This is a genomic window from Shewanella atlantica (assembly GCF_003966265.1).
GTDB lineage: Bacteria > Pseudomonadota > Gammaproteobacteria > Enterobacterales > Shewanellaceae > Shewanella > Shewanella atlantica.
Map to the genome: position 1 here is coordinate 234,369 of NZ_RXNV01000005.1, position 12,224 is coordinate 246,592.

Annotated in this window: 11 protein-coding genes; 4 read left to right on the forward strand and 7 right to left on the reverse strand. The window is 48.4% G+C overall.

Annotated features, from left to right (window positions below; translation table 11 throughout):
- Nucleotides 1–43: 43 nt before the first annotated feature.
- Complete coding sequence (locus tag EKG39_RS13535; RefSeq protein ID WP_246028501.1) at nt 44–1,777, reverse strand: sensor histidine kinase; 1,734 nt, start codon at nt 1,775–1,777, stop codon at nt 44–46.
- Between the two features lie 303 nt (nt 1,778–2,080).
- Between EKG39_RS13535 and EKG39_RS13540 the strand changes: the two genes are divergently transcribed.
- Nucleotides 2,081–2,710, forward strand: coding sequence for a response regulator transcription factor (locus tag EKG39_RS13540; protein ID WP_126506275.1), 630 nt, complete (start codon nt 2,081–2,083; stop codon nt 2,708–2,710).
- Nucleotides 2,711–3,043: 333 nt separating this feature from the next.
- On the opposite strand, the gene EKG39_RS13545 is transcribed toward EKG39_RS13540, so the two are convergent.
- The 3 genes from EKG39_RS13545 to EKG39_RS13555 all read right to left on the reverse strand — a co-directional run bounded on the left by EKG39_RS13545 (nt 3,044) and on the right by EKG39_RS13555 (nt 5,976).
- Nucleotides 3,044–4,018 (reverse strand): sensor domain-containing diguanylate cyclase, encoded by a 975-nt coding sequence (locus EKG39_RS13545; RefSeq protein WP_126506276.1) that lies wholly within the window; start codon nt 4,016–4,018, stop codon nt 3,044–3,046.
- A 124-nt stretch (nt 4,019–4,142) separates the two neighbouring features.
- Nucleotides 4,143–4,721, reverse strand: coding sequence for a response regulator transcription factor (locus EKG39_RS13550; protein WP_126506277.1), 579 nt, complete (start codon nt 4,719–4,721; stop codon nt 4,143–4,145).
- A 4-nt stretch (nt 4,722–4,725) separates the two neighbouring features.
- Nucleotides 4,726–5,976, reverse strand: coding sequence for a sensor histidine kinase (locus EKG39_RS13555; RefSeq protein ID WP_126506278.1), 1,251 nt, complete (start codon nt 5,974–5,976; stop codon nt 4,726–4,728).
- Nucleotides 5,977–6,103: 127 nt separating this feature from the next.
- Between EKG39_RS13555 and EKG39_RS13560 the strand changes: the two genes are divergently transcribed.
- A complete protein-coding gene (locus EKG39_RS13560; RefSeq protein ID WP_126506279.1) occupies nt 6,104–8,053 on the forward strand; it encodes an alkaline phosphatase D family protein in 1,950 nt (649 codons plus the stop codon).
- 61 nt (nt 8,054–8,114) lie between these two features.
- Here the strand turns inward: EKG39_RS13560 and EKG39_RS13565 are convergent, their stop codons facing one another.
- The 3 genes from EKG39_RS13565 to EKG39_RS13575 all read right to left on the reverse strand — a co-directional run bounded on the left by EKG39_RS13565 (nt 8,115) and on the right by EKG39_RS13575 (nt 10,945).
- On the reverse strand, nt 8,115–9,053 hold the full coding sequence (locus EKG39_RS13565) for a pseudouridine synthase (protein WP_126506280.1): 939 nt from the start codon (nt 9,051–9,053) through the stop codon (nt 8,115–8,117).
- A gap of 54 nt (nt 9,054–9,107) precedes the next feature.
- Nucleotides 9,108–9,683: an LON peptidase substrate-binding domain-containing protein gene (locus tag EKG39_RS13570; RefSeq protein ID WP_126506281.1), complete on the reverse strand. Its 576-nt coding sequence runs from the start codon at nt 9,681–9,683 to the stop codon at nt 9,108–9,110.
- 206 nt (nt 9,684–9,889) lie between these two features.
- Nucleotides 9,890–10,945, reverse strand: coding sequence for a patatin-like phospholipase family protein (locus EKG39_RS13575; protein WP_126506282.1), 1,056 nt, complete (start codon nt 10,943–10,945; stop codon nt 9,890–9,892).
- 119 nt (nt 10,946–11,064) lie between these two features.
- Here EKG39_RS13575 and EKG39_RS13580 point away from each other — a divergent pair, with 119 nt between their 5' ends.
- Nucleotides 11,065–11,499, forward strand: a complete 435-nt coding sequence (locus tag EKG39_RS13580) for a hypothetical protein (RefSeq protein ID WP_126506283.1) — start codon at nt 11,065–11,067, stop codon at nt 11,497–11,499.
- 145 nt (nt 11,500–11,644) lie between these two features.
- Nucleotides 11,645–12,106 (forward strand): NanQ anomerase/TabA/YiaL family protein, encoded by a 462-nt coding sequence (locus EKG39_RS13585; protein WP_126506284.1) that lies wholly within the window; start codon nt 11,645–11,647, stop codon nt 12,104–12,106.
- The last annotated feature ends 118 nt before the right edge of the window (nt 12,107–12,224 follow it).

The window sequence follows — 12,224 nt, forward strand, 5'->3', positions numbered from 1 at the left end:
TAAGTATCAGACACCTATGAACCAGAACCTATGTGTTCCTTTTTTATTCCATAGCTTTAGGTAATACAATCTTGACCACACACCCCTGAAGCCAGGGAAGGTTTGGGACATGCGCCAGCTCACTACAATTTTGAATGGTAAATTGCCCCCCATGCTGCGAGATCACATCTTTACAGATCGCCAAGCCCAGCCCTAACCCATCTCGTTTGGTAGAGCAAAATGACGCCATTAACTCCCGGGGAGACTTCTGTAACCCCGAACCATTATCAAATAACTGTATCTGAACCGATTCAGGGTCATAATTCACACTGATATAGATTTTTTTATCAGTATCACTGCTATCGAACGCATCTATGCTATTTTTGATGATATTGGTGATCACTTGGCTCAAACCGACCTCATCGCCTTTGAGGTTATATGAAGTGCCCTTAGTACTGATTTGCGCTTGCACAGAGTGCCGCCTAAACTCGGCGGCAAATAACACCAGTGAGTTATTCACCACCTCATCCAGGCTGAACAGCTCAGCCGAGGTTTCACGCCTCTTCAACAGTCCCCTTATTCGATGAACCACAGCACCTGCGCGAATCGACTGGGCATTAATTTTCCCCAATATCTCGTAGGTTTCAGCGTCCGCTCTTCCCGAGTTATTGAGATGCATCATCCCCCCTTCACTGTACTGGGTAATCGCTGCGATGGGTTGATTAAGCTCATGAGCGAGCCCCGAGCCTATCTCCCCTAAGATAGCCGTGCTCTGCAGACGCTCCAGTTGCAGCGCCTTATCCTGCAGCTGTCTCTCGGTATCGATAAGAAACTCACTCTTTTGCCTGAACTTGTACTCCAGCCAGAGGTGATAAACCGTCGCGATAAGGAAGAGCAACAGCAGTGTGCCGCCCCACTCTTTATTTCTCTCCATCCATTTCAAGACAGATTGATACAATGGCGGTGGCGGAGTTTTCAGCTGCAACTCTTTAAATAGTTTGATCACCTTGAGCTGACTAACGGGGGCCGTCCATCCCATGGTTTTTGCACTAATTGCGGCTTCATCACCGGGCTCTAAGTCATATAACGCCTGAGTTATTGCCCGGGTTATCTGAGTCGGCACCGTCTCGGCAGCGGCAAATGACCAATTGGGATATAGCTGGGTACTGACCAGACAGTCATAACCTTTCGGCATGGTGGGATGAATAACCCGAAAGTCCTCTTTCTTTACCAGGCCGCTGTCTATCATCTCTTCCAGGGTGCAGAAAGGCGTTATAGCCGCCTCGACGGTCTTATCCCGTACCTGATAGACGATAGGCTCCAGTGGAAAACCTAAGAAACGCAGGTCGCCGAAGTACTGTTCGGGAGAGTAACCCATCTTGTGCAGTAACCCCACGGCAGCTTGATAGCCGCCCAACGCCTGAGGGCCGCTGGCTACGATACTCTTACCTCTGAGATCGTTAAGGGTATAGATATTACTGTCGGCGCGGACGATAATCGTTGCACCAATGGCAAACGTGGTGCCTTGATGCTTGCGGCTTTTCATCGTCGCCAACCAGGAGAGGGGGAAGTTGCTGCTCAGGTTAAAATATTGTCCCGGGTTGGTGATCATAAACTGAATATCATGATTGAGCATCTGCTGACTCATCTCATCAAAGCCTAAAGGCACGACTTCGAAATTTGCCCCCGGTACTCTTTCGGACAAATAGTCCATCATAGGCTGCCAGCGTAACTTGCCCTGCATAACACCGTGGTTGGCCAGTACACCGACCCGAAAATGATGCTCCGGAAGACGCATATCTGTATTGACCAGACCCGTCTCATCATCGGGATGAGCTAAGGCTGCATTAGATATAAGCATTAGTATGATGAAGAGTACCGCTGGCATAACTCAATCCACTGAATCTGTCTTTAATCATGTTAAATTAGACTAAGGCGTGTTAAAAAGCTGTGAGTCGAGACCAATTCATCACAGGTACTTGAGGCTTATTGCCTATAAAAGTTGTTTTAGTGATCTGACTCATCATAGCTAGCCCAAACCCTTTGAGATCAAAGCCGCATCCGATTACTCTAATATAAGATCCCAACGAATGAGTTCTGTATGCCAAACACACTGCCGCTTTATCTAGTCGATGATGATGTCGCAATCTTAGACTCGCTCAGCTTTATGCTCAATCAGTTTGGCTATCACATCACAACGTTTAATAATGGTTATGATTTTCTGAATAGAGTCCCTCTAGATAAGGCTGCTTGTGTCATACTCGATAGCCGGATGCCTGAGGTCAGTGGCCAGGAGATCCAGCAAAAACTACTCGAGATAGACAGCCCTCTCGGCATTATTTTTCTCACCGGGCACGGGGATATGCCCATGGCAGTCGATGCATTTCGAAAGGGTGCCTGTGATTTTTTTCAAAAGCCAGTTTCGGGAAAAGCCTTAAGCCGTGCTATCGATAAGGCGATGCTCTACAGCCACAGAACCTTCGAGGCTCAGTCACTTAAACAGAAGTTGTCTACCCTCTCACAGCGAGAGCAAGAGGTACTTAATCTGCTCACCAAAGGGATGACCAATAAGCAGATATCGGAGGCACTATTCCTCTCGTTGAGGACCATTGAAGTTCACCGTGCAAAAGTGATGAAGAAACTTGAGGTGCACAATATGGCCGAGCTGGCCAAGTATTCACAGATGAATTCTGGTGATGAGCTGGATGAGATCTTAGACTCACCGAGCTAAACCGACTCCCAGCCCCTCTGCACCCAACTTTCCTGAGATAGTTTTCCTGAGATAGCTTTTCATGAGACAGTTTGCCTGCGACAACTTGTCGCAGTTTTCCTATAACCCTTTGTCAAACATTGATTTTAGACGCATCATCAGAAACAGATATTTGCAGCGTATTTACTCGTTTAGTTACTTCTTATTCAAGCTTTCGCTTTCTGAACCAATGATAGAAACTTTTTACGGGTTTGACGATTGAAGCGATTCACTGAATCAATTTAGGGAAACATCCACTGCACTACCCTCCCCGAGCGACTCCTCCGTCCCCGGGGATTTTTTTGCCCAAATCGACTAAGCCCGGCCTCGCTTACGGAGCAGCATATTTTTATCTGCAGCCTCAAGCTGGGCCTCAAAATCTGTGGTTAACTCAAGCTTTGCACCACCGATAGAAGCAGAGAAGATGGGCAAGGTAAAATCATCGCCTTGGCGGCTAAACCCATCGAGAATACGACTGCGTATGGCATCCATATCATTGTCATCATCGATCACGATAAGAGCCACAAACTCGTCTCCCCCCATCCTCCCGATCACATCGGATTGACGCACACACGCTTTCAATACCCGGGCAATATGTTGTAACACCAGGTCGCCGACATTATGACCATGCTCATCGTTAATCAACTTAAAGTCATCGACATCCAGATAGAGCAGCCCCAGTTGACTCTCGGTGCGCTTCGCCAGCTTTATGCGCTGCTCCGCCAGCACGAGAAAACCTCGTCTGTTATTGATCCCGCTTAACGGATCGGTAATGGCCAGCTTCTGCATCTGCTCATAGAGGCCTAACATAGAGAGGTCTGCTTCGAGAATATCTTTGAGATGATGGATCAATTCTATGTAGGTATCTTGGTAATCAGTCTCTTCATAATCCATCACACAAAATGTACCGAAGACCTTTCCATCCGGCCAAAATACAGGAACGCCCAGATAGGAGGTAAACCCATCATCGCGTACCTCTGGGTTGGTCTCCCAACAGGGTTCGACCGTGGCGTTAGATACATAAAGCTCTTCACGGGTTTCGACAATTTTACGGCAAAATATATTTGCATCGGGATCGATGACCCCTCCAGCCGGGTAGGGGTTAGAGTCTTGCTCACTCGCGATGGTGACTTGAAATCCATTGGGGGTGTACTGCACCAGAAATCCGGCCGGTGCATCGAAAAGCTTAGCTAATAAGTTAATCGTTTTTTGCCACTTCTCGATAGAGATAAGATCGTGAGGGGTATCAAGTAAAAAACGATCTGTTTCAAACTCTGCATTCTTTGTCATCAAGAACTCCTGTGGCAAATAATGTACTACAGATACATCTTATACCAGAACCGCCCAATCTCTTACTGTTTCACTCAAATGAATCGCATTCCGGCTTTATGCTTTAGGAACTAAGCACTAGAAACTAGGCTCTGTGATCGAGCGCTGGCTTCTTAAGTAGTTTTCGTTGCAACGTTCTCCTGTGCATTCCCAGCTGACGTGCCGTCGCCGACACATTCCCCTTATTCGCATTTAACACCTGCTGAATATGTTCCCATTCGACGCGCTTAGGATTCAGCGGCTCCTCATCTAACTCCTGAACGTCCATATCGGCAGGAGCAGTTTCCAGTGCCCTGAGCAGGGTTTGGGTGTCTACCGGTTTCGCCAGATAGTTATCGGCGCCCATTCTGATAGCTTCGACTGCAGTGGCGATACTGGCATAGCCCGTCAATAGCACCATAGTTACATCAGGCAGGCTCTTACGTAGCGGCTCAATCAAGGACAAGCCATTGTCTTCGTCCAACTTCATATCCAGCAGGATATGGCTGGGTTGAAACTGCCTGGCCAGCAGCAGGCCCTGTGTCACATCGTGGGCTTGCTGACACTCGAATCCCTGACGCGTTAAACGTCTCGCCAATACTCCGGCCAGGGCCTGATCATCTTCGATGATCAACAGCTTATTCGACTTAGCCTGAGAACTGACTTGTTTATTAATTGGTAACATAGCTTTAGCTTTCCTCCACCGGCAGAGTCACCTCAGCGACCGCGCCGCCATCCACATGTGTGCCCAAAATCAATTTCCCGCCCAGACGCTCAAAACTGGCGTGACTAAGCATCAAGGCAATTCCCATCCCGGTTGGGCTGTCCACCAGCTTATGTCCCAATTGAGACAGCAGACGGTGAGGGATCCCAATGCCGTAGTCACGTACCCGAAGGCGGATAGATGGGTAGAGATGGTCGATACTGACCTCTATTTTTACTCTCTGTTCCTGCAGGTGTTCATCGCTGGCGCGTGCGGCATTTTCGACTAAAGAGAGCAGCGCCGGCAGCAAGCTGGTATCGGTTTGCACTAAGGTCTGACTCGCTTCCTCATCCAACTCCAGCTCTAGTTTTAACTGAGGCATGAGCAGTGTGACCTGCTGCCTTAACATAGCGATAAGCTCGCCCACCTCGATATCAACCCGCTTATGCTCACGAATAGATTCTGTCGCACATCGCAGCTCTGTCAGCGTCTGCTCGCATCGAAACAGGGCGGTATCCATCTCTTTAACCGCTGGCGAATTGTGGCCTAACTCTTCATCAACCTCCTCGACCAGCAGGCGCAAACTGGACAGCGGCGTCGCCAACTGATGTGCCATTTGAGCCGAGGCGGTACCTAATGCCAACAGCTTCTCCTGCCGCAACTGGGCTTCACGCATATAAGCTAATTCAGAGTCTTGTCGCCTCATCCGTTTAGAGATAAACGCGACACTCGTGGTCAACACCAGTGAAGAGATGACGAAGTTAAACCACATGCCTAAGTAGTGTGAGCTCATATCCATGCCATGGTGCTGCATCTGTTCCTGAGGGGCAAAGTAGAGCATCAGGCTATAGGCCAGGGTAGAGATAAGGGTCAGAGACCAGGGTGCCCAGCGGGGCAGTATCACGGCCGCTATCGCGATAGGCAGCAGTAACAGGGAGATAAATGCATTGGTGGCTCCACCGGAAAAATAGAGCCAGGTGATCCAAAATGCGGTATCGAGCAGCAGCGCAATAAACAGACCCGAGTCTTTCGACTGTAGCGGGTGGCGTATCGAGAAGGTGACTCCGAGATAGATGGTCTCGAGCAGCAAGGCATAGTTCAGCGCAGGACTATACAGGGAGAGCCCGAAGGTTTCTGCCGCGGTGAATGTCAGTCCTAGTTTGAGCAGTAAACTCAAGATGCGCAGAAAAGCCAGCTGATCCGACGCTCTCAAATTAGGAAGCAAACTGTGGGGCATACGTTAAACTCCTTTTCAATGACTTTTTAGCTCAATTCAATGCGATACTATAGCGATTAAGCTTTTCAAACCATAGCGACTTGTTTAGTCTGTGACCTATCCGGGATGCTTTAAACAGAGATAAAAAATGCCAGAGTCGCAACTACCACTTGTCATAGCGGGCCCCGCCCTTCGCCACTGCGACTCAGATAACTTTACCCTATGGTATGTCAGCAGTAAGCCTATGAATGAGTTATCACTGACTCTGGCCCTGAAGCACCACAATGATAACTCAGCACTCATTTTTAAGGAGCCATTGCTTGCCGAACAGGTGCATACCCTCAGGCTTGGAGAACATGCCTGGCAATATATCATCCATGTCACTCAGGCTCAGCTGCTGCCTACCAACGAGGCTATTGCTTACCGGCTCGACGACAGTCGCCACGGGGCTATTTTTACTGAGCTAGAGGCCCTCACCTACCTGGAAAATGACAAGCCTGAATTTGTCATTAAGCCTGATATCGATACTATGTTACACGGTTCGTGCCGCAACGCTCACCACCATAGCGGTGATGCCTTAGTGGCCGCCGACACAAGGCTGCAACAGAACCTGAGTGTTGAGGCCAGACCCGCACTCATGATGCTCAGCGGCGATCAGGTCTATGTCGATGATGTCGCCGGGCCTATGATCTACGCTATCGGTGAGGTCATTAAACTACTGGGCCTGCCTCAGGAAAAATTTGACCATGCCGCCCTGCCGGGGAGTGAGTCGATAAGCTACCACCCAGCGGCGCTCTATCGCAGGCATAAAAACTTACTTCCGCATACTCAATATCCGGCTAAAACCCCCATTACTCATTGGTATAAGAACCACCCCATATTTACCTCTTCCATCGCCGAAAATCATCTGGTGAGTCTGGGCGAAGTCATCGCCTTCTACTTGCTCAGCTGGTCACCCGAGCTATGGGAAAAGATTGATATCCCTAAAGAGGTGGTGGGGTTATCGGCGGCGAACACAAAACGATGGGAGCGGGAGTGGGTACATCTGCTTGAGTTTAAGTCCGGCCTTAGCCAAGTCAGGCGGCTTATGGCTCATCTGCCAACCTATATGATCTTCGATGACCACGATATTACCGATGACTGGAATCTCACCGCTAAATGGGAGGAGGCAGCCTATGGCCATGCCTTCTCTAAACGCATCATAGGTAACGCACTGATTGGCTATGCGATTTTCCAGGCAATTGGCAATGCCCCCGCTAAATTCATGCCTGAAATACACCCCTTGCTGGATGACTTTTTTAGCGATGTGGATGAGACAAAACATGACTCGCTGATCGATACCTTGCTTAGATTCGAACACTGGCACTACACCCTGAACACCTCTCCTAAACTGGTGGTGCTGGATACCCGCACCAACCGCTGGCGTAGTGAGTCTAACCTCGCCAAACCCTCTGGTCTGATGGACTGGGAGGCCTTGATGGAACTCCAGCAAGAGCTGGTCGGGCAGAGTAAGGTCATCATCGTCTCGGCGGCTCCCATGTTTGGAGTGAAGCTGATTGAGACAATGCAGAGAGCCGCTACAATGCTGGGGGGCTCATTGTTGATCGATGCCGAAAACTGGATGGCTCATCCGGGAACGGCCAATACTTTGCTGAGTATCTTTCAACACAGAAAGACCCCGGAGCAGTTTGTCATCCTCTCAGGCGATGTGCACTACTCCTTCAGCTACGATATTCATATTCGCTTCAGAAAAGGCGGCCCGCAGATCTATCAAATCACCTGCAGCGGTATTAAGAATCAGTTTCCGGAAAAATTACTGCCCATTTTCGATAAACTCAATGGCTGGCTTTATGGCCACTTCTCACCGCTCAACTTCTTTACCAAGCGTAAGCGGATGAATATTCGTGGTCGTCGCCCCAATGGCGAACGCAGCAGGCGATTAGTGAACAAGAGTGGTATCGGTCTGGTCAGATTCGGGCCTGACGGAGCCCCCACTGAAGTCAGCGTACTACATGCGGACATGACAGAGACACACTTTAACAAACCGAGTCGACAGCACCGGGACTCTCAAATACAAGCTGATGAGTCAAATAGGTAAACAGCTAAAATCACTTTATATCAGGGCGTTCTGTTTACCGGCTGCTGTGACAGCTTACCAGCTATGACCCAAGGGGCTCTAAGCCATCATTTAAGCAATCACACTCGATATCGAATTCGATGCCCGTCACGGGGTCCCTGAATTTAAGCCTTTTCGCTAGCAACTTTAACGGCCGTTTGTAATCATCGGCGGCCTTAGGCTGAAGGGTGGGATAGCACCTATCGTTGAGTATCGACATTCCCAGGCTCTGCATATGCACTCTGAGTTGATGAGTTCGTCCAGTTATCGGCGACAACCTGAACACACCGATTTCGCCTCTTACTTCGATTAGAGCAATCTCGGAATGGGTATTGGCCTCACCTTCCACCACTTTCATAGTAAAACTGGGCTCCCCCTTCACCATACGGTTTTTTACTGTCCAATGAACAGGAAGTGCTAACTCTCCTACTCGATGGCTGGCAAGCAACTCAGGCGTCAGCTTAGCTAAGGCCTGATACTCCTTGAGGATCTCGCCATGCTTAAACAGATCGTGGTACTGCTGACGATGCTCAGGGTAAAGACAGAGCAATACCAGACCGGCCGTCGCCCTGTCGAGTCTATGAGCCGGCACTATGGTCTCTATAGCGTTTTTGATCCGTAATCGATTAACTAAACACTCATTGATCACATTGCCGCTGGGGTGTAGGGCTAAGAAGTGAGGCTTAAAGGCGATAATGATCTGCTCATCCCGGTACAAGACCTCTTCATCGAAGGGAATAACCGCTTCGGCTTCCACTTCCCGGTAGTAATACACTCTGGCTCTGGGTCTGTAAGGGGTATCGAGTTCGATCAGGGAACCATCTTGCCAATGCACCTTGCCATCTACAATGCGAGCTCGCCACACCTGTGATTCAATCTGTGGGAAGCGTTCAACAAGAAAGCTAAGCACACTGGGTTTATCGGTAACGTTTTCGGGAAGCACCACATAGGAGGCTTGGGCGGCGCGGACACTAGAGGACATAGAATAGTTCAGACAGGAGACACTAACCCATTTTAACAGATCGGCAAGAAGATATTAATCCACATGTGACTTGATAAGATCGAGCACAAAATCCATGGTTTTATGACAGTTAGGTTGATTCATCAATACCTGCTTGTCTTTGTTATAGAGGGGAAGTACTTCCAACCAACGTTGACTGACCCAAGATGCATCCTCGAGGTGAATATTGGCATATAAGCCACACAACTCCGGATTAACCTCATAAAACTGCTCTAATGCGGCACTGATCAGCTCAAACTCACCTTGTATCGGCTCCTGACTCCAATTACTGGAGCGAAGCGTTCTCGCAATCCAGGCACCATCTTTACGTTTGGCCGCCGATAAGATTTTTACCCTCTGCTTTCCTTCGAGCACTATGCTGAGTGAATTATCTTCGAGTTGATTGAAATCTATGATCTCACATTGAGTGGCATTGGGATAACAGGGAGGGAGCCCATTAGCCTTGAACATACCGAATGCCAGGGGATACTTGCCTTTCAGTACATCGGCCACAACATGCAGATAGCAAGGATCGACCATCCTGATCTCTATCCTTCCATCGGGCAACAGCAAGGCATCACGTGTGATTAACGCCATCTCCTGTGTTTGCATAGTATCCCCCTTCCCCGTAGGGTCGGTAACCGCCGATGATCTGCTGCCCAAGACTATGAAAAAGATCTGTAAGGCAATAATATTAAAGTGTAGCAGTTGCAGAATTTACTGCTTCGCGAACTATTTAAGCTCGATAAGGCTACATAATATTAGACAGGTTAATGAGGAAATTGGTTTCAAATAGTCGTCATGGCCATCACACCCGGCTACAAATATTCGAGGTGTTCCATGATGGTCTCCTTCGCTAACAGTTCGTCCAACTCCTCGGCTAAGACCCCACTCATAGCGATAGACTCCTGCCAACATCGTATCCTCTCATCACTATCCATACGCTTAAAATCACCCCGGTCGGGCAGCTTTCCGTGAGGAAGAGAAGCAAGATACTCCTGGGTCGGTGCGATGATCAGCGCGTTATGGTAATTGCTTTTTGCCTTGCGCCAGGGGAGAGACTTATCGAACCAACCAGCGGTAAGACTCGGATAAAAGTGTGGATACAGGGTCAATCCCTCGGCATGGGACAGGGGAAGGTCGAAATGATAGTCGGTGATCCCGCCATCATAGTAATGCCCTTTAGGCGCCCCGGAAATATCAGTCACCGGCGCTAAAACCCAAGGAATGGACCCGGTTGCCAGTAAGACTCTTGCGATATTTTTATCCGTCAGACTCACCTGTTGACTCGGAAGGTCGTCTAGCCGATTAAAGGGAGACCCCTTCTCCTGAGCACTGAAAACGAAACGTTCAAAGTGCAAGCCTAAGCTTTTTCGACTCAGCAGATTCGTTGCCGCAGTCGTCGCCAACCCAAGCCCCAATGAGAGCCGACCCGGCAGACGATTAAGGTGTCTGCCTCGGCAGGCAAGCAGGTGTGTCTTAATCACCTTGTTATCGACAATATCTTGCCCGGCGGATTGACCTAAAAGGCCTGTGATGATCCCTGCCACCTGCTCTGAAACCTGTGCAGGTGTAGGCTTCACATCATAACGCTGACCAATATATAGCTGCTCTAATCTGGTGTAGGCAGCCAAAGGATCTTGTTGTGCCAGACAAGCCAGTCGCCATGCGCCTGAAGACGCCCCCAAGGTATGCAGGGGCTTTTTACGATCTTTAAAAAACTCTCCGAACAGGTACCTATCCAGCCCGGCGATACCAATCCACTTGGGACCGCCAGATGCGGCCAGAAGTTGAGTAAATAACTCAGGTTTCAGGCCATTTTCGGCGATCTGCTTGTATGCTGTCGGTCCGGCAAGAAAACGTAAAGCTGGCAAATTAATGACCCCATTCAAAAGAAAAATAGAAAGAACATTATTTAACAAAAGTTAGCTTTTTAAAATAGCGCCTATACTATAGCCTTACTAAAGGACAGTCTTGATAAGGAATATCAAAGATGGAAAACACCCAGATCCGCCCCTTCAAAAAGTTGAGTTTTATCATCTCTTTCATTTCAACCACTTATATCTTGTTCATTATGAAAATAAGTGTTTTTGATTCTACTTGGGATCTGCTGGTACCACTCCTGTTTATCTGTACCTGTATCTGGTGGGTAGCTTTTATCTGGCAACAGAAAATAGCGTTTACCCATGACTCAGTTGAATTTTGTAAGCTCTCAATAGAGAGTGACTGGGGACCCGCCAAGGACCTAACCCTCAAGTATGACGAAATAAACTCAGTGCGCCTGCTCGGGGATCAACTGTTTATCCATGCAAAGAAAGGGAAGATTAGCTTTCCTCTCAAACCAAAATCTAAGATCGCTCAGCAGCTAAGGAATGCCTTCGAGCAGCGCAATATTCCATTTGAGATCAAATCTTGCCTGATATCCTGAGCCGCATGATTGTTCTCCCTTATGATCCTGAACAAAATACTTAAACAAAACTCTTTGAATAAAACTCTTTGAATAAACAGTGCTTGATTGATACGGCATGAGCGCTACACTCATGCCATAAACAGCAAACGAGTCAGAGCATATTATGATTGTCGATACCTTAAATAACTTAGACCTTTACGCGCATATCAGCCCCAGGCTCGCAGCGGCATTAGCTCATCTGGCAGAGACAGATTTCACTCAACTCGAGGTTGGAAACTATGAATTAGAGGGCAAAGACCTGTTCGTTATCGTCAACGATTACGAGACGAAACCAAGGGAAGTCGAACCCTTCGAAGTCCATAAACACTATATTGATGTGCAGTATGTGGTCAGTGGCGAAGAGGAGTTTGGCTATCTTCCATTAGCCGATCAGCTCCCCTCTATGGCGTACAATGCAGAACATGACTACGCCGAATTCGATTATGAAACCAATAAAAATGAGGCTGCCTTTATCCCGTTGAAAGCCGGAATGTTTGCGATATTCTTCCCGGATGATATGCATATGCCTGGCACAAGTGTGACTCCCAAAAGAGTACGTAAAGTTGTCATTAAGGTGAAGATCTGATTCACAGGTTTATCAGTGCCAATGACTCATCTGTAGGGCCGACCTTGAGTCGGTCTTCACATATCTGAGACAAGCTCAAACGCTTACTGAATGTTGAGTTAAAGTCGCATTTTAGATA

Bases quoted from the DNA above. Each gene is read 5' to 3' on its own strand.
- EKG39_RS13535 (WP_246028501.1), bottom strand. From the start codon at position 1,777: ATGCGTCTTCCGGAGCATCATTTTCGGGTCGGTGTACTGGCCAACCAC.
- EKG39_RS13540 (WP_126506275.1), top strand. From the start codon at position 2,081: ATGCCAAACACACTGCCGCTTTATCTAGTCGATGATGATGTCGCAATC.
- EKG39_RS13545 (WP_126506276.1), bottom strand. From the start codon at position 4,018: ATGACAAAGAATGCAGAGTTTGAAACAGATCGTTTTTTACTTGATACC.
- EKG39_RS13550 (WP_126506277.1), bottom strand. From the start codon at position 4,721: ATGTTACCAATTAATAAACAAGTCAGTTCTCAGGCTAAGTCGAATAAG.
- EKG39_RS13555 (WP_126506278.1), bottom strand. From the start codon at position 5,976: ATGCCCCACAGTTTGCTTCCTAATTTGAGAGCGTCGGATCAGCTGGCT.
- EKG39_RS13560 (WP_126506279.1), top strand. From the start codon at position 6,104: ATGCCAGAGTCGCAACTACCACTTGTCATAGCGGGCCCCGCCCTTCGC.
- EKG39_RS13565 (WP_126506280.1), bottom strand. From the start codon at position 9,053: ATGTCCTCTAGTGTCCGCGCCGCCCAAGCCTCCTATGTGGTGCTTCCC.
- EKG39_RS13570 (WP_126506281.1), bottom strand. From the start codon at position 9,683: ATGCAAACACAGGAGATGGCGTTAATCACACGTGATGCCTTGCTGTTG.
- EKG39_RS13580 (WP_126506283.1), top strand. From the start codon at position 11,065: ATGGAAAACACCCAGATCCGCCCCTTCAAAAAGTTGAGTTTTATCATC.
- EKG39_RS13585 (WP_126506284.1), top strand. From the start codon at position 11,645: ATGATTGTCGATACCTTAAATAACTTAGACCTTTACGCGCATATCAGC.